The sequence below is a fragment of the Mycobacterium sp. 20KCMC460 genome (assembly GCF_022179425.1).
GTDB lineage: Bacteria > Actinomycetota > Actinomycetes > Mycobacteriales > Mycobacteriaceae > Mycobacterium > Mycobacterium kiyosense.
In genome coordinates this window covers 1,369,511-1,390,072 of record NZ_AP025524.1, presented here as the reverse complement: position 1 = coordinate 1,390,072, position 20,562 = coordinate 1,369,511, and the positions used below count along the sequence as shown (strand labels likewise).

26 protein-coding genes and 1 pseudogene are annotated in these 20,562 nt (G+C 68.0%); 9 read left to right on the top strand and 18 right to left on the bottom strand.

Annotated features, from left to right (window positions below; translation table 11 throughout):
- Positions 1–79: 79 nt before the first annotated feature.
- Positions 80–658, top strand: coding sequence for a TetR/AcrR family transcriptional regulator (locus MKCMC460_RS06430; RefSeq protein WP_236983817.1), 579 nt, complete (start codon positions 80–82; stop codon positions 656–658).
- On the opposite strand, the gene rpsQ is transcribed toward MKCMC460_RS06430, so the two are convergent.
- Genes rpsQ through rpsJ form a run of 11 tightly spaced genes read right to left on the bottom strand, consistent with a single transcriptional unit; the run spans position 659 to position 6,174 of the window.
- Positions 659–1,015 (bottom strand): 30S ribosomal protein S17, encoded by a 357-nt coding sequence (rpsQ, locus tag MKCMC460_RS06425; protein WP_238305414.1) that lies wholly within the window; start codon positions 1,013–1,015, stop codon positions 659–661.
- Between the two features lie 7 nt (positions 1,016–1,022).
- Positions 1,023–1,274: a 50S ribosomal protein L29 gene (gene rpmC, locus MKCMC460_RS06420; protein ID WP_238305413.1), complete on the bottom strand. Its 252-nt coding sequence runs from the start codon at positions 1,272–1,274 to the stop codon at positions 1,023–1,025.
- Positions 1,274–1,690 (bottom strand): 50S ribosomal protein L16, encoded by a 417-nt coding sequence (gene rplP / locus MKCMC460_RS06415; RefSeq protein WP_047313519.1) that lies wholly within the window; start codon positions 1,688–1,690, stop codon positions 1,274–1,276. Before rplP ends, rpmC begins: the two co-directional genes overlap by 1 nt.
- 3 nt (positions 1,691–1,693) lie before the next feature.
- On the bottom strand, positions 1,694–2,536 hold the full coding sequence (rpsC, locus tag MKCMC460_RS06410; protein WP_236981161.1) for a 30S ribosomal protein S3: 843 nt from the start codon (positions 2,534–2,536) through the stop codon (positions 1,694–1,696).
- Positions 2,536–3,072 carry a 50S ribosomal protein L22 gene (gene rplV / locus MKCMC460_RS06405; RefSeq protein WP_236981159.1) on the bottom strand — a complete coding sequence of 179 codons (537 nt, stop codon included), beginning with the start codon at positions 3,070–3,072 and terminating at the stop codon, positions 2,536–2,538. Before rplV ends, rpsC begins: the two co-directional genes overlap by 1 nt.
- On the bottom strand, positions 3,069–3,350 hold the full coding sequence (gene rpsS, locus MKCMC460_RS06400) for a 30S ribosomal protein S19 (RefSeq protein ID WP_011739061.1): 282 nt from the start codon (positions 3,348–3,350) through the stop codon (positions 3,069–3,071). Before rpsS ends, rplV begins: the two co-directional genes overlap by 4 nt.
- Before the next feature lie 12 nt (positions 3,351–3,362).
- On the bottom strand, positions 3,363–4,205 hold the full coding sequence (gene rplB, locus MKCMC460_RS06395) for a 50S ribosomal protein L2 (RefSeq protein WP_180916935.1): 843 nt from the start codon (positions 4,203–4,205) through the stop codon (positions 3,363–3,365).
- 32 nt (positions 4,206–4,237) lie between these two features.
- Positions 4,238–4,540 carry a 50S ribosomal protein L23 gene (gene rplW / locus MKCMC460_RS06390; protein WP_180916934.1) on the bottom strand — a complete coding sequence of 101 codons (303 nt, stop codon included), beginning with the start codon at positions 4,538–4,540 and terminating at the stop codon, positions 4,238–4,240.
- A complete protein-coding gene (rplD, locus tag MKCMC460_RS06385; protein ID WP_236981157.1) occupies positions 4,540–5,199 on the bottom strand; it encodes a 50S ribosomal protein L4 in 660 nt (219 codons plus the stop codon). Before rplD ends, rplW begins: the two co-directional genes overlap by 1 nt.
- Complete coding sequence (rplC, locus tag MKCMC460_RS06380) at positions 5,199–5,852, bottom strand: 50S ribosomal protein L3 (protein ID WP_236981155.1); 654 nt, start codon at positions 5,850–5,852, stop codon at positions 5,199–5,201. The genes rplD and rplC overlap by 1 nt, the downstream gene beginning before the upstream one ends.
- A 16-nt stretch (positions 5,853–5,868) precedes the next feature.
- Positions 5,869–6,174 carry a 30S ribosomal protein S10 gene (rpsJ, locus tag MKCMC460_RS06375; RefSeq protein ID WP_003873519.1) on the bottom strand — a complete coding sequence of 102 codons (306 nt, stop codon included), beginning with the start codon at positions 6,172–6,174 and terminating at the stop codon, positions 5,869–5,871.
- A 127-nt stretch (positions 6,175–6,301) separates the two neighbouring features.
- Between rpsJ and MKCMC460_RS31690 the strand changes: the two are divergent.
- The 4 genes and pseudogenes from MKCMC460_RS31690 to MKCMC460_RS31360 all read left to right on the top strand — a co-directional run bounded on the left by MKCMC460_RS31690 (position 6,302) and on the right by MKCMC460_RS31360 (position 10,404).
- Positions 6,302–6,549, top strand: a pseudogene (locus tag MKCMC460_RS31690) (hypothetical protein).
- Between the two features lie 287 nt (positions 6,550–6,836).
- Complete coding sequence (locus tag MKCMC460_RS31365) at positions 6,837–8,234, top strand: PE family protein (RefSeq protein WP_264890813.1); 1,398 nt, start codon at positions 6,837–6,839, stop codon at positions 8,232–8,234.
- A gap of 53 nt (positions 8,235–8,287) precedes the next feature.
- Positions 8,288–9,538 (top strand): cytochrome P450, encoded by a 1,251-nt coding sequence (locus MKCMC460_RS06365; RefSeq protein ID WP_238305962.1) that lies wholly within the window; start codon positions 8,288–8,290, stop codon positions 9,536–9,538.
- 182 nt (positions 9,539–9,720) lie between these two features.
- Complete coding sequence (locus tag MKCMC460_RS31360; RefSeq protein ID WP_255731245.1) at positions 9,721–10,404, top strand: PE domain-containing protein; 684 nt, start codon at positions 9,721–9,723, stop codon at positions 10,402–10,404.
- Positions 10,405–10,434: 30 nt separating this feature from the next.
- Here the strand turns inward: MKCMC460_RS31360 and mftG are convergent, their stop codons facing one another.
- From mftG to mftA, 7 genes are all read right to left on the bottom strand, one after another.
- Positions 10,435–11,877 carry a mycofactocin system GMC family oxidoreductase MftG gene (gene mftG, locus MKCMC460_RS06355; RefSeq protein ID WP_236981153.1) on the bottom strand — a complete coding sequence of 481 codons (1,443 nt, stop codon included), beginning with the start codon at positions 11,875–11,877 and terminating at the stop codon, positions 10,435–10,437.
- An 8-nt stretch (positions 11,878–11,885) separates the two neighbouring features.
- Positions 11,886–13,298 (bottom strand): mycofactocin biosynthesis glycosyltransferase MftF, encoded by a 1,413-nt coding sequence (gene mftF, locus MKCMC460_RS06350; RefSeq protein WP_236981151.1) that lies wholly within the window; start codon positions 13,296–13,298, stop codon positions 11,886–11,888.
- Positions 13,295–13,993 carry a mycofactocin biosynthesis peptidyl-dipeptidase MftE gene (gene mftE / locus MKCMC460_RS06345; protein ID WP_236983816.1) on the bottom strand — a complete coding sequence of 233 codons (699 nt, stop codon included), beginning with the start codon at positions 13,991–13,993 and terminating at the stop codon, positions 13,295–13,297. Before mftE ends, mftF begins: the two co-directional genes overlap by 4 nt.
- A gap of 216 nt (positions 13,994–14,209) precedes the next feature.
- Complete coding sequence (mftD, locus tag MKCMC460_RS06340) at positions 14,210–15,385, bottom strand: pre-mycofactocin synthase MftD (RefSeq protein ID WP_238305412.1); 1,176 nt, start codon at positions 15,383–15,385, stop codon at positions 14,210–14,212.
- Between the two features lie 2 nt (positions 15,386–15,387).
- Positions 15,388–16,590, bottom strand: a complete 1,203-nt coding sequence (mftC, locus tag MKCMC460_RS06335) for a mycofactocin radical SAM maturase (RefSeq protein WP_236981149.1) — start codon at positions 16,588–16,590, stop codon at positions 15,388–15,390.
- Positions 16,587–16,916, bottom strand: a complete 330-nt coding sequence (gene mftB / locus MKCMC460_RS06330; protein WP_236981139.1) for a mycofactocin biosynthesis chaperone MftB — start codon at positions 16,914–16,916, stop codon at positions 16,587–16,589. Before mftB ends, mftC begins: the two co-directional genes overlap by 4 nt.
- A complete protein-coding gene (gene mftA, locus MKCMC460_RS06325) occupies positions 16,901–16,990 on the bottom strand; it encodes a mycofactocin precursor MftA (protein WP_236981137.1) in 90 nt (29 codons plus the stop codon). Before mftA ends, mftB begins: the two co-directional genes overlap by 16 nt.
- A gap of 118 nt (positions 16,991–17,108) precedes the next feature.
- On the opposite strand from mftA, the gene mftR reads away from it, so the two are divergent.
- Genes mftR through MKCMC460_RS06305 form a run of 4 tightly spaced genes read left to right on the top strand, consistent with a single transcriptional unit; the run spans position 17,109 to position 20,556 of the window.
- Positions 17,109–17,702 (top strand): mycofactocin system transcriptional regulator, encoded by a 594-nt coding sequence (gene mftR / locus MKCMC460_RS06320; RefSeq protein ID WP_236983815.1) that lies wholly within the window; start codon positions 17,109–17,111, stop codon positions 17,700–17,702.
- Entirely contained in the window at positions 17,699–18,757 is a 1,059-nt protein-coding gene (locus tag MKCMC460_RS06315; RefSeq protein WP_236981128.1) for a DUF2332 domain-containing protein, read from the top strand. Before mftR ends, MKCMC460_RS06315 begins: the two co-directional genes overlap by 4 nt.
- 54 nt (positions 18,758–18,811) lie before the next feature.
- On the top strand, positions 18,812–19,321 hold the full coding sequence (locus tag MKCMC460_RS06310) for an RNA polymerase sigma factor (RefSeq protein ID WP_236981126.1): 510 nt from the start codon (positions 18,812–18,814) through the stop codon (positions 19,319–19,321).
- Complete coding sequence (locus MKCMC460_RS06305) at positions 19,318–20,556, top strand: VOC family protein (RefSeq protein WP_236981125.1); 1,239 nt, start codon at positions 19,318–19,320, stop codon at positions 20,554–20,556. Before MKCMC460_RS06310 ends, MKCMC460_RS06305 begins: the two co-directional genes overlap by 4 nt.
- Positions 20,557–20,562 lie beyond the last annotated feature (6 nt).

Here is a 20,562-nt window from a genome sequence, read left to right as displayed (position 1 = left end):
AGTTGTGAGCAATACTCACAAAGTGTTAGTTATGCTGTCAAGCGTGACTCCCGCCACTAAGGATGTGCCGAAGCGGCGCATGACCGCCGAAAGCCGGCGTGAGCAGATCCTTGACATCACCCACGCCATCGTGGACGCCGAAGGGTTTCATGCCGCGACACCGAACCGTGTCGCCGCGGCAGCCGGTATCAACCGATCATTGATCTACCAGCAGTTCGGTGGGCCGGCGGGCCTGTTCGTCGCGTTGATCGACCGGGAAGCCGGGCGCGCCGGCGGACAGTTCTTCGAGGCGATCAGCGGCCTGGGCGAGCCCAGCGCACAGAATCAGACGTTGGTGCGCGCACTCGACGGCGTGCTGGCCGCCGTGGACACCCATCCGGCGACGTGGCGGTTGTTCTTGTTCCCACCGCAGGGCGCGCCGCCGGAACTGCATACCCGGCTGGCTCAATCCCAGGAACTGGTGCGGGAATTCCTGACCGCCGAACTACTACGCAGCAACCCGGATCTGCACGATCCCGAATTCACCGCTCGGATCCTCTACGCCGCCGGCCGCGAACTGCTGCAGCTACGACTCAGCGACCCCGAAAACGCCACCCGGGAAAGGTTGCGCAGCTTCCTGCACAACCTGCGCGCCGACCTTATCGGCCCGCGCCGATAGCTACTTGGCCTTCTCGAGAATCTCGACGAGCCGCCAGCGCTTGGTCGCCGACAGCGGACGCGTCTCCATCAGCGAGACGCGGTCGCCGATGCCGGCGATGCCGTTCTCGTCGTGCGCCTTGACCTTCGTGGTGGTCCGAATGATCTTGCCGTACAACGGGTGCCGAACGCGGTCTTCGAGCTCGACGACGATCGTCTTCTGCATCTTGTCGCTCACCACGTAGCCGATGCGCGTCTTACGACGGCCACGGGGCTTGGGTGTGGCCGGAGTGTTCTTGGGGCCCTTCTCCTTCGGCGCGCCGTCCGCCGCCTTGGATGCCGTGGCCTTCTTCGCGTCAGTCTTAGCCTCTGCCATCACGATTCCTTCACGCGTCCTTCTCGTCGGCAACATCGGAACCGTCCGGCCCGGATGCCAAACCCAGCTCTCTTTCGCGCAGCACGGTGTAGACGCGCGCGATCTCCTGGCGCACGACACGCAGCCGGCGGTTGTTGCTCAGCTGGCCGGTCGCCATCTGGAAGCGCAGGTTGAACAGCTCTTCCTTGGACTCGCGAACCCGCTCCTGCAACTCTTCGTCGGTGAGCTCACGCAGTTCGCCAGGGGAAACTCCCACTGCCATCAGAACTGCTCCTCTCGGGTAACGATGCGTGCCTTGATCGGCAGCTTGTGGATCGCACGGGTGAGTGCCGCCCGAGCGGTCTGCTCGTTGGGGTAGCTCAATTCGAAGAGCACCCGGCCCGGCTTGACGTTGACAACCCACCATTCCGGCGAACCCTTACCCGAACCCATCCGGGTCTCGGCGGGCTTCTTGGTCAGCGGACGGTCCGGGAAGATGTTGATCCACACCTTGCCGCCACGCTTGATGTGCCGGTTGATGGCGATACGAGCGGACTCGATCTGCCGGTTGGTGACGTAGGCGTGCTCGAGGGCCTGAATGCCGTAGTCACCGAAGTTCACCGTGGTGCCGCCGCTGGCGATGCCACGCTGCCGGGGGTGATGCTGCTTGCGGTGTTTGACCTTACGGGGAATCAACATGATTCAGCTCTCCGTGCTCTGCGCTTCGGCGGGCGCCGCGGCTGCACTGTCTGCCGCGGGCGTCGCTGCGCTCTCTTCACCACCGGCGGCGCGGCCGGCGTCGGTGCCCGTCGCCGTGGTGCCCGAGGCACCGCTGCGACGCGGGCGGGTGCCCGAGGGACGTTCGCGACGCGGACGGTCGGCGCCGGCCGGCGCGGCGGCGGCCAGCTCACGCTTACCGCCGACGATGTCGCCCTTGTAAATCCACACCTTCACGCCGATCCGGCCGAAGGTGGTCTTGGCTTCGTAGAGGCCGTAGTCGATGTCGGCACGCAGCGTGTGCAGCGGAACCCGGCCTTCGCGGTAGAACTCCGAGCGGCTCATCTCCGCGCCGCCGAGGCGGCCCGAGCACTGCACCCGGATGCCCTTCACGTTCGGCTGACGCATGGCCGACTGGATGGCCTTGCGCATCGCCCGGCGGAACGCCACCCGGTTGCTCAGCTGCTCCGCGACGCCCTGGGCCACCAATTGTGCTTGCGACTCAGGGTTTTTCACCTCGAGGATATTGAGCTGAACCTGCTTGCCGGTCAGCTTCTCCAGGTCGGCGCGGATGCGGTCGGCCTCGGTGCCGCGACGGCCGATGACGATGCCCGGGCGTGCGGTGTGGATGTCCACCCGAACCCGGTCGCGAGTCCGCTCGATCTCCACGTCGGCGATGCCGGCGCGCTCCAGTCCGGTGGACAGCAGACGCCGGATCGCGACGTCCTCCTTGACGTACTCGGCGTACTGCTTGTCGGCGTACCAGCGCGACTTCCAGTCGGTGGTGATGCCCAGCCGGAAGCCGTGCGGATTGATCTTCTGGCCCACTAGTCTGAGCCTCCCTTCGCTTGCGCAGCCTCAGACGTCTTGGCCTCGGGTGCGGCCTTCTTGGCCGCGGGCGCCTTGGTAGCGGCCTTCTTGGCGCCGGAAGCCGGCCCGGCCTTGGTGGCGGCCTTGCTGCCCTCGGCGCGCCGGGTCCGTGCGGACTTCGAAGAACGCTGGTCCTTGCTCGGCCGGCTCTCCACGATCACGGTGATGTGGCTGGTGCGGCGGCGGATCCGGAAGGCACGCCCCTGGGCACGCGGCCGGATGCGCTTGGCCGTCGGGCCCTCGTCGGCGTACACCGTCGCGACCACCAGAGTGGCGGGGTCGAGTCCGTTGTTGTTCTGGGCGTTGGCCGCGGCACTGGCGATCACCTTGGCCACCGGCTCGCTGGCCGCCTGCGGCGCCCAGCGCAGAATGTCGAGCGCGTCGGTCACCGAGCGGCCACGCACCAGGTCGATCACCCGGCGCGCCTTGCGAGGCGACACCCGGACAAACCGCGCCTTGGCGGTCGCCGACGGATATTCGGTAGTGGTAGTCATCGCCGCTTGCTCTTCCGGTCGTCCTTGATGTGTCCCTTGAAGGTGCGCGTCGGGGCGAACTCGCCGAGCTTGTGACCCACCATCGACTCGGTGACGAACACCGGAACATGCTTGCGGCCGTCGTGCACCGCGAAGGTGTGGCCGATGAAGTCCGGAATGATGGTCGAACGACGCGACCAGGTCTTGATGACCTGCTTGGTGTTCTTCTCGTTCTGCACGTCGACCTTCTTGAGCAGATGGTCGTCGACGAACGGGCCCTTCTTCAGGCTGCGTGGCATGGTTGGTTACTCCTACCGGCCGTGCTTCTTGCCGGTGCGCCGGCGTCGGACAATGAGCTTGTTGCTGGCTTTGTTCGGGTTGCGGGTGCGGCCCTCCGGCTTGCCCCACGGGCTCACCGGGTGACGACCGCCGGAGGTCTTACCCTCACCACCACCGTGCGGGTGGTCGACCGGGTTCATCACCACACCGCGGACGGACGGGCGCTTGCCCTTCCACCGCATACGACCGGCCTTGCCCCAGTTGATGTTTGCCTGCTCGGCGTTGCCGACCTCGCCGACGGTGGCGCGGCAGCGCACGTCGACGCGGCGGATCTCACCGCTGGGCATGCGCAGCGAGGCGTAAGTGGCTTCCTTGCCGAGCAACTGGATGCTGGAGCCGGCCGAACGCGCCAGCTTCGCTCCGCCGCCGGGGCGCAACTCCACGGCGTGCACCAGGGTGCCGGCCGGGATGTTGCGCAGCGGCAGGTTGTTGCCGGGCTTGATGTCGGCGTTGGCACCCGACTCCACGATGTCGCCCTGCGAAAGGCCGTTCGGCGCAATGATGTAGCGCTTCTCGCCATCAAGAAAATGCAGGAGTGCAATCCTTGCCGTGCGGTTCGGGTCGTACTCGATGTGCGCGACCTTGGCGTTGACGCCGTCCTTATCGTTGCGACGGAAGTCGATCACCCGGTAGGCACGCTTGTGGCCACCGCCCTGGTGCCGGGTGGTGATGCGGCCGTGCGCGTTACGCCCGCCCTTGCTGTGCAGCGGGCGTACCAGAGACTTCTCCGGGGTCGAGCGAGTGATCTCGGCGAAGTCCGACACGCTCGCGCCACGGCGACCGGGAGTCGTCGGCTTGTACTTGCGAATTGCCATGTCTAATCAGATCTTTCTCTCGCGCGCGGCGCTTAGGCCGGTGCTCCGAACAGGTCGATCGGCTTGCTGCCCGGCGCCAGCGTCACGATCGCGCGCTTGGTGCTCTTGCGCTTGCCGTAACCGGTGCGGGTGCGCTTGCGCTTGCCCTGCCGATTCGCGGTGTTCACCGATGCGACCTTGACGGCGAAGATCTTCTCGACAGCGATCTTGATCTGCGTCTTGTTCGAATCGGGGTGCACCACGAAGGTGTACACGTTGTCGTCGAGCAGTCCGTAGGACTTCTCCGAGATGACCGGCGCCAGGATGATGTCGCGGGGGTCAGCGATGGTCGTCATCAGGCCGAAACCTCCTCGGCGGTCGCGGTTCCGGTGTGTGAGCCGATGTAGGCGTTGAGCGCCTCCACGCTGAACACCACGTCGTCGGCCCGCAACACGTCGTACGTGTTGAGCTGGTCCGGCGGCAGGATGTGCACACCGGGCAGGTTGCGCACACTCTTCACGCCGGCCTCGTCGCTGCGGCCGACGACCACCAGGACCTGCTTGCGATCGGTCAGCGTGGCCAGAAACGCCGCGGCACTCTTCGTCGAGGGCGTCTGACCTTCCACCAGCTCGGTGACCGCATGGATGCGTCCGTTGCGCGCCCGGTCCGACAACGCGCCCCGCAATGCGGCGGCGATCATCTTCTTGGGCGTGCGCTGGCTGTAGTCGCGCGGCTGCGGACCGTGCACGGTGCCACCACCGGTGAACTGCGGGGCCCGTGTCGAACCCTGGCGGGCGCGGCCGGTTCCCTTCTGCCGGTAAGGCTTACGGCCACCGCCGCTGACGTCGCCGCGGGTCTTCGTCGCGTGCGTACCCTGCCGGGCGGCCGCGCGCTGCGCGGTGACCACCTGGTGCATCAACGCGATGTTCGCCGGAGCGTCGAACAGCTCGGCCGGCAGCTCGATGGAGCCTTCGACCTTTCCTGCCGGCGTCTTGACGTCGATCTTGAGCGCCATCACTTCTCACCTCGCTTGATCGCGCTGCGGACCACGACGAGTCCGCCGGTGCGGCCGGGGACCGCACCCTTGATCAGCAGCACGCCGTTCTCGGCATCGACCTTGTGCACCACCAGGTTCTGCACGGTGACCCGGTCGTTGCCCATCCGCCCGGCCATCCGGGTGCCCTTGAACACCCTTGCCGGAGTAGCACATCCGCCGATCGAGCCCGGCCGGCGGTGCACCGCCTGGGCACCGTGGCTGGCGCCCTGGCCGCGGAAACCGTGCCGCTTCATGGTTCCGGCGAAGCCCTTGCCCTTGGAGGTGCCGGTCACGTCGACGTAGGCGCCGTCGGCGAAGATCTCCGCCGTCAGCTCCTGGCCGACCTCGTACTCGGCCGCTGCCGCCGCATCGTCCAGCCGCAACTCGGCCAGGTGCCGGCGCGGGTTGACGCCCGCGGCCGCGTACTGACCGGTCACCGGCTTGTTCACCTTGCGCGGGCTGATCTCGCCGTACGCCAGCTGCACCGCGCTGTACCCGTCCTGCTCCGGGGTGCGGATGCGGGTCACCACGTTCGGTCCAGCCTTGACCACCGTGACAGGCACGACTCGGTTGTTCTCGTCGAATACCTGCGTCATGCCCAGCTTGGTACCCAGAATGCCTTTTCTCGCCATTTGCTTCGCCGATCCCCTACTGGATGTTGACGTCGACACTGGCCGGCAGATCGATGCGCATCAACGCGTCAACGGTCTTCGGCGTCGGGTCGAGGATGTCGATCAGCCGCTTGTGCGTGCGCATCTCGAAGTGCTCCCGCGAGTCCTTGTACTTATGCGGTGAGCGGATGACGCAGTACACGTTCTTTTCTGTCGGCAGCGGCACCGGTCCTACGACGCTGGCCCCAGTGCGTACGACGGTCTCGACGATCTTGCGCGCCGACGCGTCAATAGCCTCATGGTCGTAGGCCTTAAGCCTGATGCGGATCTTCTGTCCCGCCACGCTTCTCCTACCTCATCTTCCACACTCGAGCCCGGGTCCGGACCTGGTGCGCCCCGGCGCGCGGACCGGCCGCCCTGAGGAGGGCCGATCGAGCGTTGCGCCGGAACTGCGCCGCTGTTTACCTGTCGTGGTCCATCCGCTCCCCGCGGTCGGGTGTGTCACCCGCACGCAGCCTTGTAGGCGGCCGAAATAGTCGCTCTCCAAGGATGGGACCGGACGCGCCCTGGTGGGCGCTGGTCGTATGCCCGTCCAGGCGCAAACCTGGCGCTGGGCAACCTGAACAGTATGCCTCAGATCGGCGGCGCGGCCAAATCCCCGACCGACCGAGACGGTTGCGCGTCCAAAGAGCCCCATCCGCTCGGTTCGGCACACTGATTCGATCGGCAGAAACCCTCGCGCTCACTAGCCTTACCAGCGTAAATCCGTTGCCGGACCCGCTCCGGGGGCCACCGGCGACCTGACGGAGCCACCCCGGAGCGTCCGCGCGACCCACCGGACCGGTCGGAAAAGTCAGCCCTGCTGGACGCAGCCGGCACCCGTAAGGAGGCGCAGACGTCATTTCATTTGAAATCAATTTGAGTTTCCGATGCGGTGTTAATGTCTGATTCTCGTAACTCGTCGGTGCGGCGGGCAGTCGATCCCAGTCGGGGAGGCGGTTGGACATGTCGTATGTGAGCGCTGGTCTGGACCAAATGATCACCGCGGCTTCAGATCTGGCCAACCTCGGGTCGATCGTCAGCGCGGCCAACTCGGCAGCAGCGGGTCCGTCCACGAATCTCCTGGCGGCCGCCGCTGACGAAGTGTCGGAGGCGATCGCCGGAATTTTCAACTCCCATGCGCAGAGCTACCAGAGTTTGAGTTCCCGCGCGGAGCAGTTCCATCAGCAGTTCGTGCAACTGCTGAATAGCGCCGCCGGCCAGTACACGTCCACCGAGGCCGCCGCGGTCAACCCGCTGCAGACCCTCGAACAGGGCCTACTCAACGCAGTCAACGCGCCGAGCGTGGCACTGACCGGACGCCCGCTGATCGGTGACGGCGCCAACGGCGCTCCCGGAACCGGCGCCAACGGCGGCGACGCCGGATGGCTGGTCGGCAACGGTGGCGCGGGCGGCTCTGGTTGGACCGGCCATAACGGCGGGAACGGCGGCGCAGGCGGCTTCTTCGCAGGCAGCGGTGGCGCCGGCGGTGCCGGCGGATTGGCCAACGTCGGCGGCGTCGTGGGAAGCGGCGGCAACGGCGGGGCGGGCGGATTTCTCGGCGGGGCCGGAGGCGCCGGCGGCACCGGCGGCCTCGGCGCCAGCACCGGCCTGGCGACGGCGGGGACCGGTGGCAATGGGGGGAACGGCGGGCTGTTCGCCCCCGGCGGAGCTGGTGGCGCGGGCGGCACCGCCGGGCAGGTCGGTTACGGCGGTGCCGGCGGCCACGGCGGGGCCGGCGGGCTGTTTGCGAACGGCGGAGCCGGCGGGGCCGGCGGAGATGCTTCCCCTAGCTACCCCGAGGCCGGACTGGGCGGCACCGGCGGTGCCGGCGGCAACGGCGGAGGGTTCGGCGGCGCCGGTGGCGCCGGCGGCAGAGGCGGCAACGGGATGATCGCCGGCGCGGGCGGAGCCGGGGGCGAGGGCGGCTTCTTCAGCGGCAACGGCGGACAAGGCGGGGCCGGCGGCGTCGGCGGTGGGGTCAACGAGATCGGTGACGGCGGAGACGGCGGGGCCGGCGGAAACGCGGGCTTCTTCTTCGGCAATGGCGGAGCCGGCGGCGAAGGCGGCACCGGGTCGGGCCATACCGACGTCCATCACAGCGGCGGAGGCCAAGGCGGGGACGGCGGTGCCGGCGGCCGCTCCGGGGTGATCGGCAACGGAGGTGCGGGGGGTGCCGGCGGCGACGTCCCCATCGGCCCACCGGCCGGCTTCGGCGGCAACGGCGGTAAGGGCGGCGACGCTCAGATCATCGGAAACGGCGGCGGCGGCGGCAACGCCGGTGTGTCCGACACCAACGGCCACCTGGGAGCCGGTGGCGCGGGCGGCCTCCTCGGTCTGGACGGTCTGCCGGGGATCGCATAGCCGCCACCCGGCGACCCTCGCCACACGGACCCCCGATGACCGACACTCAAGAGATGGGCACACCGATCATCGAAGACGCCGCCAAGATCTTCGCCGACCCCACCGCCTACGCCGACGAGCCGCGGCTGCACGCGGCCATGACCCACCTGCGGGCACACGCGCCGGTGTCGCTGGTCGATCGTCCCCCGTTCCGGCCGTTCTGGGCGATCACCAAGCACGCCGACGTCATGGAGATCGAACGCAACAACGAGCTGTTCATCAGTGCACCCCGCCCGCTGCTGGCACCGGCCGAGGCCGACGACCTGGCGCAGTCGCTGCTCGACAGCGGGATGGGACTGCGCACCCTCGTGCACATGGACGACCCGCAGCACCGGGCGGTCCGGGCCATCGGGGCGGACTGGTTTCGCCCCAAGGCGATGCGGGCGCTGAAGGTACGGGTCGACGAGCTGGCCAAGATCCACGTCGACAAGATGCTGGAAGCCGGTACCGAATGCGACTTCGCCACCGAGGTCGGCCAGCGCTACCCGCTCTATGTCATCTTGTCGCTGCTGGGTCTGCCCGAGTCGGACTTCCCCCGGATGCTCAGCCTCACCCAGGAGCTCTTCGGCGGTGACGACACCGAGTTCCGGCGCGGCACCACCCCCGAAGAGCAGCTGCAGGTGCTGTTCGAGTTCTTCGCCTACTTCAACGAGCTCACCGCCTCGCGACGGGCCAACCCGACCGAGGACCTGGCGTCGGCCATCGCCAATGCCCGCATCGACGGCGAGCCGTTGTCGGACATGGACACCGCGTCCTACTACGTGATCGTGGCCACCGCCGGTCACGACACCACCAGCGCGACCATCTCCGGTGGACTGCGAGCGCCGATCGAAAACCCGGATCAGTTACGGCGCTTGACCGACCACCCCGAACTGATGCCGCTGGCCACCGAGGAAATGGTCCGCTGGGTGACGCCGGTCAAGGAGTTCATGCGCACCGCCACGGCTGACACCACCGTGCGCGGAGTCCCCATCGCCAAAGGCGAATCGGTGTATCTGTCCTACGTCTCGGCCAACCGCGACGAGGAGGTGTTCGACGATCCGTTCCGCTTCGACGTCGCACGAGACCCGAACCGGCACTTGGCATTCGGCCACGGGATCCACTTCTGCCTGGGCGCGGCCCTGGCCCGGATGGAGATCAGCAGCTTCTTCTCCGAGCTGCTGCCGCGACTGAAGTCCATCGAATTCAACGGCGAACCCCAGCTGTCCGCCACCACTTTCGTGGGCGGGCTCAAGCACATGCCGATTCGCTACTCGCTGCGGTAGCCCGCCGGCTGCACCCGGTCCGCCGCATCGTGTCCGGTCGGCGGTAGCCGCGCCCGGCCAGGCGGCCGGAACGGATTTCGCGAAAACCCCGCGGCGACCCCGCGCCCGTGGCTAGCATTTGACCCTGGGGGCAAGGTTCGTAGGTGGGCAGCGGACTCTATCCAGCTAGCTGGGGGACCGGAATGTCGTATGTAATCGCCGCGCCAGACTATGTTGCCGCTGCGGCAACGGATTTGGCGAATATCGGTACGGCGGTCAACGACGCCACCGCAATGGCGGTAGGTCCGACGATGGGCGCACTGGCACCCGCGGGCGCGGACGAGGTCTCGGCAGCGATCGCGGCCATGTTCGGGGCGCACGCCCAGGCATTCCAGGCGATCAGCGCGCAGGCCGCGGCCTTCCACAACCAGTTCGTGGAACTGATGGGTCTCGGCGCTCAGCAGTACGGCCTGAGCGAAGCGACGAACGTCGCAAGCATCCAGACCGACGCGGCCCTGCCTGCGCCGACGCTGGGACGCTCGGTACTCAGTCACGGCGCCCAGGTGGCGCCCGCCGCCGGCGCACCAACGCCGACGGCACTTGTTGGACCGTTGGGGCCGGGGGGCCCTGCGACAACACCGGCCACCCAGCTCGGGTCGGTGGGTTCGCCGGGGTCGGCAGTAGCGGCGGGATCGGTGGGGTCGGTGACGCGTCAACCGATCCCGTCGCTGCAGGCCGGCGCCGCGCAGGTCGTCGAAGTGGACACTCAGGCGTCAGCGGTCTCGGCGCTGCCGGCTCCGCTGGCGGCACGGGCGGTACCCGCGACCACCACATCCTCGACCGGACGCGTCGGAACGATCTACGAGAGCTCGGCTGCTAGCGGCTGATTTTCCGACCGCCGCGCGCTTTGGCGAGATTTACTCCTGAACGAATTCCGCCGCACGGTGCGCAAGCATCACGATGGTGGCGTGCGGCCCGCGGCTGGGGACCACCGGCAGCACGGAACCGTCTATCACCCAGAGGTTTTCGAAGCCGACAACGCGACACTTATTGTCGACGACAGCATTTGAATCACCCGTGCGGCCCATCGGGGCGCTGCCGCACAGGTGCTGCGACGTCGACCAAGCCGACGGTCCGATATGCGTTGCGGTACCGCATAATTCGCGAGCCAGCTCGACACCCGCCTGCAGGTCTGCGACGTCACCGGGTTCGCTGTCGTAGCGATGTTCGATCCGGGGCGGCACACCGGGATCCGCTGAGGTCAGGGTGATCCGTCCGCGCGACCGCGGCCGCATCAGCGCAACACCGACATGCGGCCAGTCCCGGTGCCCGGCACTGCCATCACCGGTCATCGCCACGAAACCGCCGGTGTACGGCCGAATCTCGATGCCGTCAGCGGTGGTCAGCACCACCTCCAGCACCGGCCGATCCACTGCCACGTTCCAGTCGGTGGGCATCACCCATTCCGGATGATCGCTGCACCGGGCACCGACCGGCAACGTCGCGCGCACGTCGACCCCGGCCTCCCGCAGCATCGCCTCCTGCCCCACCCCCGACAGCATCAGCAACTGCGCCGATCGAATCGCGCCCGCGCACAATACGATTCGATCAGCAGTAAAAACCACGGGGCCGTCCGGACCGACCGCATCGACCCCCGCCACGGTGACGCCGGAGAAGCACAACCGCAGGGCGCGGGTGCGCTCCGACAGGGTCAGATTGGGGCGCCGCAGCGCCGGCAACAGAAAGGCCGCCCCAGGGCCGGTACGCACGCCGTCGACGATGTTCAGCGGCACCGCGCCGATACCCGAAGGTAGCTGCGGCCCAACATCATTGAGGTCCGGCAGCCAGCTGAATCCGGCACGCTCGGCAGCTGCGACGAACGCATCGGAGGTACCGGTGAACTCCGACGTCCGCCGAACCGCGATGGGCCCGCTGCCACCGTGCACGGCAGTGTCGAAATCGAGGTCGGTCTCGATGGCACGGAAATGCTCCAGCACGTCGGACCACGCCCAACCCGGCAGCCCGAGCCCGTCGAAGTCGCCGGGTAGGCCCCGGCAGAAGTAGCCGCCGTTGACGGCGCCGGAACCGCCCAACGTGGTGCCCCGCACGATCGGCATCCGGTGCACCGGATGATCGGTCAGCGTCGTCAGATAACGCTCGGCCAGCGGGCTGCCCGACCCGATCGGCAGTTGCAGCCCGTTGCGGGTGCGGGCCAACAGGGCGGCATCGGACAATCCGGGCCCGGCTTCCAGAACCCGCACGGTGCGGCTGGGGTCGGTGGAAAGACGTTCGGCAACAACCGAACCAGCGCTTCCGGCGCCGACGACCAAGACGTCGCTGTGCCCGGCGACCGCGGACAAGCCGGCCGCTACGTCCGGATCTGCGGCTTGAGCGCGCTGAGGTTGCGTTCCCGCAGCACCCCGTACCACAAGCCGATTCCGTAGGCCAGATCGTCGACCCGCTTGAGCAACAGGAAGGTCAGCAATCCGATCGGTTCGGCGTCGTCCTCCGCCGCATCGCGCCGGCGCAGCCAATCCGCCACACCGTCCACCACCGCCGCGACCACCACGACCCGCCTGAAGTGCCGGGACACGATCGCCGCGATCAGCGCCACCGGCCAGTAATGCCGACACAGCGCCGACGCCAGTTGCAGCGCGGCCGACCACAACCCCCGGGTGGCGACCACGATCACATCCCACAGTGACGTCTCGGCGCTGCGCATCGCCTTGGCGATGCGCCGACCGGTGACCAGCGCCACCATTATCGAGGCCAGCTGGGCCAGTCCGGTCCCGAGCGACATCAGGATCCAGGCCATCAATGCCCACCCGGAGATGACCACCGGTGCGGTCTTGTCGGGGTGCCGCACCGACAGCGGTGCCGCCGAACCACCGTAGAAGGCCTTACGGGCGATCCAGTCCCGCAATTCGGTCCGATGGTCGTGCGCGACCCGCGCGATCGGTTCGTAGCGCAACCGGGCACCGGCTTCCACCAGCCGCCAACACAAGTCGACGTCTTCTCCGGAGTGCAGTGTCTCGTCGAAGCCACCCACCCCGCGGATCGCCGAGGTGCGGCAGACGATCGCGGCGCTGGGCACATAGGACACCGTGCTGTGCGGCAGTACCGGCGCCTCCCGCAGGCCCAGGTCGAGCGACGAGTGCACGGCCTCGTAGCGGGCAATCACATTCTCGGTCGGCATCAGGCCGACGATGCGCGGCGCCACCAGCGCGACAGTGGGATCGCAGAAGTGGCCGAGCAGGGCCTCCAGCCACCCGCGTCGCGGCGCCACATCCGAGTCCAGGAACGCGACGAAGTCGGTGGTGCAGGCGGCCAGGCCGGTGTTGCGGGCGGCCGCCGGGCCCCTGCTGCGGGGGTGGTGCAGAACTTCGACGTCACAGTAGACGCCGGCGAAATCGTCGAGTTCCACCGGGCGCACCGAGCCGTCGTCCACCACGATGACCCGCAGGCCGCGCAGTGATTCCACCAGCCGGCGCACGCCGATTACGTTGTCGCGCACCGGAATAACGACGGTGACGTCGCGGTGTGACGGACCGGTGGCCGGCCGTGGATGGGCTACCGTCGCGTCGAGCAGGGTGCGGGCCAGCTGGGCGCTGACCTCGTCCTGGACTTGCAGGCGGCCGTCGCACAGCATGCTCTGCGCGGCGGGCGCCAACCGCAGTAACCGGGTCGGTGAGCCACCGAGCAGGGCCTTGCCGTCGCCGAGTACCCGCACGCGACGATCGACCTGCACCGCAAACCCGTTCGGCAGTCGGGTTTGTGTCATGTCAACATCCCGTCGGCCCCGGGCCGCCACCGGGCGATACGACCGATACCGTCGTCGACCATCTCAGCAAAGATCCGCCTCCCCTCGACCGCGGTGGCCGTGGTGGGGTCCCCCAGCACGCCGATGTCGCTCACTGCCGCCACCCCGCCCCGGCGCATCGCCGGTAGTAACTCGCGCAGTGGCGCGTCGTTGCCCGCCCGGATCCGCTCGGTGCGGACGGCCTCCGGTGAAATGTGCAGTAGGACCGAAGTTTCGGTGTGACCGGCATGCGCGTCGCCGCCGCCGGACACACACGGGCACCAGCCGGCGTCGCGGCCTTCGGACCGCAACAAGCTGACCGCGTGGGTCAGGGCTGCGACATTGCCGCCATGGCCGTTGACGAAGACCAGGCGCCGCGTCCAGCCGGTGGCCGAGCGCCCGTACTCGACCAGCAGGGCGGCCAGAGCCTCGGTGCCGATCGAGATCGTTCCGGCGAAACTCTGGTGCTCGCCGCTGGCGCCGTAGGCGATCGCGGGCGCCACCGGCCAGTCGAGGCGGGCACCGATCGCGCCGGCGACGGCGGTCGCGATTCGGGTGTCGGTGTCCAACGGCAGGTGCGGGCCATGCTGTTCGGTGGAACCCAACGGAATCAAAATTGACGACGGGGTGGATATCAATAGCTGACTAGACGTCGCACTTCCCAGTCCGCCGAGCATTGGCACTTGCCGATGGTAGGACGAATTAACCTGGCGTGCACCAATTGTTGCCCTACCAATTCAAAAATTTTTCAACCCTCTTGATTGGCGGAAAAAATCAGTGCTCGTTCGCCACGACTGCCACGCCCGTATCACCTATTCAAGACCCGATTTTCGTTAGGCGTTTCAGCCTCTTTCGCGCCGTCGAAGTCTGTGGTACAAGTCGCGCAATCCGCCTCAGCCCACGCCCAATGCCCGGGTGAAGCCGTCCGGGATCAAAATGTCATCGGGACGCAGGTCGTGGATCGACGAGAGCCCGAGGCCCATCAGCGCCGAGTCGATGCCACCGCGCAGGATGTCCAGGACGTTCTCGACACCGGGTTGGCCGGCCGCGGCCAGCCCCCACAGGTACGCCCGCCCGATCATCACCGCGCGCGCCCCCAGCGCCACCGCCTTGACGACATCGCTGCCGCGCCGGATACCGCCGTCGAACAGCACCTCGACCTGGTCGCCGACCGCGTCGGCAATGGGCGGCAGAGCACGGATCGAGGCCGGCGTGCCATCCAGGTTGTTGCCGCCGTGATTGGACACCGAGATCGCCGAAACACCGGCATCCACAGCCCTTTTCGCGTCATCGACGCGCATCACACCCTTGAGCATGAACGGACCGCCCCACAACTCCCGCAGCCAGGCGATGTCTTCCCAGGTCGGTGGCGGCGTTCCCATCCACTCGCCGTAAGCCTCGAAGAACGTCGGGCCGGTCTCGCCGCGCCGGCCCTGATTGGGCACCCGCAGGTCCGGCGGTCGCAACGTCTTGCCGAACTTCCACAACCACCGCGGCTTGAAGATCGCCTCCGGCGACATCCGCAACGTGGTCTTGAGGTTCATCTGCTCGGGAATCTTGGGACTGCCCCAGTCGCGCCCGTGCGAGAACGACCAGTCGGTGGTGACGATCAAGCCGACCGCGCCCGCTTGCCGGGCCCGCTCGACCCGCTCGGCGATCGAGTCCCTGCTGCCCAGCCAGTAGACCTGGAAGAAGATCTTGGGGTTGGCGGCGATGACTTCCTCGATCGGCTTGCTGGCGAACGACGACAGGCCCATTGCGGTGCCGCGGGCCGCAGCGGCCCGCGCGACGGCCACCTCGCCGTCCGGGTCCACCGCCTGCACTCCGGTGGGCGAGATCAGCACCGGCAGCGAGATGTCTTGTCCCATAACGGTGGTTGCGAGGTCCCGCTTTTCGCTCGCGCCGACGACGTGGGGCGCGAAGCCGAGTTCGCTGAACGCCGCGACATTGTCGGCAACCGTCACGCCTTTTTCGCTGGCGGAAATCAAAGACGAATAGACCGATTTCGGCAGCCGCCGCTTAGCGCGTTGTTGAGCGATTGCGACGGTTTCAAACCATTGGTCTGCCATGACTACACGGGGCTTTCGTTGCAGAGCCGGGTCGGCGGTCTCACGGAGAGGGTGAGCGGCACCGGGGCACTGAGCCGCCGGCCGCGCGAGTGGTCGACACGAGGACGCGGTGTCTGGCGTTCGGCTGCCAGCGCCGGGCCGCCGTAGCCCTGGACGCATTCGGGATCCGGACCGTCCAGCGGCAGACCCGTGAAGAACTTCGCCGCCATGCAGCCGCCGCGGCAACTGTCGTAGTGCCCGCAGCTGCCGCACGCACCTGCCGACTGCGGCTCACGCAGCTCGCGGAACAGCGGGGCGTACTTCCAGACATTCGCAAAGCCGGTACCGAAACCTGTGTCGGACAGGATGTTTCCGGCCAGGAAGCGGTCGTGGATGGCGAACGGGCAGGCGTAGACGTCGCCCACCGGGTCGATCAGGCACACCACCCGGCCGGCGCCGCACATGTTCAGACCCGACAGCGCGCCGGCAGCACCCAGCGGCGCCAGGTGGAAGAACGAGTCGCCGGTGAGCACCCGCTCACCCTTGGCGACCAGCCAGTCGTACAGCTGCTTCTGCTGCTCTGCGGTCGGGTGCAGATCCTCCCAGACGTCGGCGCCGCGCCCGGAGGGCCGCAACCGGGTGATCCGCAGCGTCGCCCCGTACCGGCTGGCCAGCGCGGCGAACTCGTCGAGCTGGCCGACGTTGTGCCGGGTGACCACCACCGAGATCTTCGCGTCTTTGAAGCCGGCCGCGGCGAGGTTCTCCAAGGCCCGGCACGCCATGGCGAAGGATCCCTCGCCCCGCACCGCGTCGTTGACCTCGGCGGTCGCGCCGTCCAGCGAGATCTGGACGTCGACGTAGTCGCTGGCGGCCAACCGCGCGGCCACCTCGGGCGTGATGCGCACCCCGTTGGTGGAGAACTTCACCCCGACATGGTGTTCGGTCGCGTAGTCCACCAATTCCCAAAAGTCTGGGCGCACAGTGGGTTCGCCGCCGCCGATGTTCACGTAGAACACCTGCATGCGTTCCAGCTCGTCGATGATGTCCTTGCACTGGCGGGTGGACAGCTCGCGCGGATCGCGCTTGCCCGACGACGACAGGCAGTGCACGCACGCCAGATTGCAGGCGTAGGTGAGCTCCCAGGTCAGGCAGATCGGCGCGTCGAGGCCGTGCTCGAACTGCTCGATCAAGCTGGGGACTGGGGCGGCTTGGACGGGCACTGTCATGGAGTCTCCCTGGGTACCAGCATGTCGGAGCGGGCCAGCACGCCCAGGGCGTGCAGATAGGGCGCCTGCTCGTGATCGTCTATTCCGGCGGCGCGGCAGGCGGACCGGACGTCGAGATGGTCGGCCAGCGACTCCACCACCGCCAGGATGGTGCGGTTCTTCAGGAACGACAGCTTGCGGGTACCGAAGTGGTACAACAGCGCGCCGAATGGTTCCGGTCGAACGGCCACCTGCGGGTGCAGGCGCCAGCCGCGGTCGGGGTCGAACTCGGTCACGTCGAGCCGCCCCGTCCGCGCGGGCGCAGGCACGGTCAGTAGACCCCGCACATGCCGTCGATGGAAACCTCTTCGACGAGGATCTCGGTGACCAGTTCGGTCTCGGTCTGGTTCTCGTTGTCCATATCGCTTGCCTTTCTCGCTGAACTCGGGGATAGCCGGGGATAGACATTGTGAGTGGTTGGGGTCACAATCGTCGACAAGAATATGGCATCGAGTGCCGTAATGGAAGGGCGGGTGCTGATGTTGCCCGAATCGCGGGTCGGCCGGCGCCGCTCGACGACGCCGTTGCACATCGCCGACGTCGCCATCGACCTGTTCGCCGCCCGCGGCTTCGCCGAGGTGAGCGTCGACGACGTCGCCCAGGCCGCCGGTATCTCCCGCCGCACGCTGTTCCGCTACTACGCGTCGAAGAACGCGATCCCCTGGGGCGAATTCGACAGTTATCTCGCTCAGCTGCGCGAGTTGCTCGACGGCGTCGACCCTGGTGTTCCGTTGCGTGAGGCACTGCGGACGGCGCTGCTGGAGTTCAACACCTTCGACGAATGCGAAGCGGCAAGGCATCGCCAGCGGATGCGCGTGATACTGGAAACCGCTGAGCTGCAAGCGTATTCGATGACCATGTACGCCGGGTGGCGGGAGGTGATCGCCGGGTTCGTCGCGCACCGGACGAACTGCAAAGCCACCGACCTGCTGCCGCAGACCGTTGCCTGGACGATGCTCGGCGTGGCACTGAGCGCATACGAATTCTGGCTGGGCGACGAATCGGTCCCGTTGCCCGCCGCACTCGGCACCGCCTACGACGTCGTCGGCGCCAGCCTGGACGGGATCGGGTGAGCGACAGACACGGCACCGAGCACCTGCTGCACACCTTGCGCTCGCAGGGGCGCTTCTGCGCCGGTTCCGGCTCGCCGATGTACGGCGAACTGTTCGAGCGGGTCGCCGCCGACGTGGCGGCCGGCGGCGAGTTCGCCGGCATCCTGGCCGGCTACGAGGACGCACCCTCGCGCCACGCGGTGCCGTTGCGGTTACTCGGCGGCCTGCACCGGATGGTGCTCGAAGGCCGGGCCGCGGACCTGCGCCGCTGGTACCCCAGTGCCGGGGGCCGCTGGGACGCGCAGCGCGCCTGGCCCGAGATCGTGCGAGTGGCGGCCGAACATGCCGGCGTGCTGCGCGCGGCTCTAACGGCGCCACCGCAGACCAACGAGGTGGGCCGCTCGGCCGCGCTGATCGGCGGCCTGCGCCGCCTGACCAACGAATTCGGGCTACCGGTAAGGCTTTTCGAGATCGGGTGCAGCGCGGGCCTGAATTTGCGCGCAGACCATTACCACTACCGATTCACCGGTGGCCGCTGGGGACCGCAGGACTCCCCGGTGCTGCTCGAAGACGCCTGGCGCGGCGAACTGCCCCCGGCCGGCGAGGTGCGCATCGTCGAACGACGCGGCTTCGACATCGCCCCGCTGGACGTCACCGGCACCGACGGGGAACTGACCGTGTTGAGCTATGTCTGGCCCGACCAGGACGCGCGGCTGCGCAGGTTGCGCGGCGCGATCGCGGTCGCGCGCGAGGTGCCCGCACAGCTGGAACGCCGAACGGCCGGTGCCGCCGTCACCGGGCTGACCCTGGCCGACGGGGCGCTGACCGTGCTGTGGCATTCGGTCACCTGGCAGTATCTGCCCGCCGAGGAACAGACAACGATCCGAGAGGCGGTCGGCGCGCTGGCCGCCGCGGCCACCAGCCGCGCCCCGTTGGCACATCTGACCATGGAGCCCGCCCGCGACGGCCCCGGTGCACCGCTGAAGTTCCTGGTGCGGCTGGCCAGTTGGCCGCGCGGCGGTAACCGGGTGCTGGCCGAATGCCACGCGCACGGACCGCCGGTGCACTGGCAATGAAAATTTTTGGATGCAGGGCGTCGGATTTCGGGCCGTTGACGCGACGATAAGAGTGTGAGCGCCCAATCGGATCACCGTGGCGACGCCGCAGGCGCGCTGTTGGCGCTGTACGACGAGGCGCTACCGGTGGTGTACGGCTACTTCGTGCGGCGCTGCCGGGACCGGGGAACGGCCGAGGACCTTACCTCCGAGACGTTCCTGGCCGCGATGGACGTGGCGCGCCGCGGCGACCCGCCGCCGATCTCGGTCCCGTGGTTGCTCGGCGTCGCGCGGCACAAGCTCGCCGACCACTACCGGCGCCGGCAGGATCCCGAGCCGATCGCCGAGCCGCCGACCGACGCGTTCGACGACTGGGACGCCGAACTGGACCGGCTGGTCGCCGAGAACGTGCTGAACCGTCTCGGCGACCCACACCGCGCGGTGTTGGTGCTGCGCTATCTCGACGATTGCACCGTCGGGGAATGCGCCCAACTGCTCGGCCGCACCGTGCCTGCCACCGAGGCGCTGTTGATCCGCGCCAAACGAGCGTTCAGGAAAGAGTATCCGGAAGGAGGCACGTCATGAGTCGACAAGACCCGCTGCACGTGCTGCGCACCGATGACCTTCCGGTACAACCCGATCCGGCGTTCGCGGCGCAATTGCGCCGGCGCCTGCAAACCGCATTGGCACTACCGGAAGGAATCACCATGAGCGGATCCGCCGCGGCCGTCGCCGAACTGACCGAACCACGACCGGCCGCGCTGCCCTACCTCAGCGTCGCCGATGCCCGCGCCGCAATCGCCTGGTACACCGAAGCTTTCGGTGCGGCGGTGATCGGTGAACCGATCGTGATGCCGGACGGCCGAATCGGCCACGCCGAGCTCGAAATCGGCCGCGGTGTGCTGTACCTGGCCGACGAGTTTCCCGAGATGGGACTGAAAGCACCTGCCCCGGAAGCTGTTTCGGTGAGCCTGATGCTGCACGTCGCGAGCACCGACGCGACGCTGCGACAGGCCCGCGCCCACGGCGCCGAGGTGGTGCGCGAAATCTATGAAAACCACGGATCGCGCAACGCGACGATCATCGACCCGTTCGGTCACCGCTGGATGCTCAGCGGACCGTTGGCCACACCGATCCGTCCCGGCGACATCGGGTACATCTCGGTGCGCGTTCCCGACGCCGACCGCGCGGCCACCTTCTACCGCAAGGTGCTGGGTTGGAGCTACGACCCGGCGTCGCAGCAGGTGACCAACACCGACCTGCCCACCGGGATCTTCGCCGGTCCCGGCACGCCGACCCTGTTCTGCTGCTACGCGGTCGCCGACCTCGCCGCTGCCCGCGCCGCCATCGCAGAGGCCGGCGGCAGCACCGGCGAGGTCCGGCAAACCGAGCACGGCGCCGTCCTGGACGCGACGGATTCCCAGGGCATGGCGTTCGCCGTCTTCGCAGCGACCCCGGGCGTCAAACGCCCGGAGCTCAACGGATCCGGGCCCGGTGAAGTCTCCTACGTCACCTACGAGGTGGCCGACTCCGCGGCGTTCCGCGACTTCTACGGCCGGGTGCTGGGGTGGACGTTCGAACCGGGTCGCATCGACGACGGCTGGGCGGTGCGCGATGCCCACCCGATGTCGGGCGCCGCGGGCGGCAGCCGGCGTCCGGCTGTGGTGCCGATGTGGACGGTGGCCGACATCGACGCCGCGGTCGCCAAGGTCCGCGAAGCCGGCGGCACCGTGCTGGCCGAACCGTCCCGGCAACCGTACGGACTGTCCGCCGAATGCACCGACGACCAGGGCTCGCGGTTCTATCTGGGACAGTCCTGAAGGGGC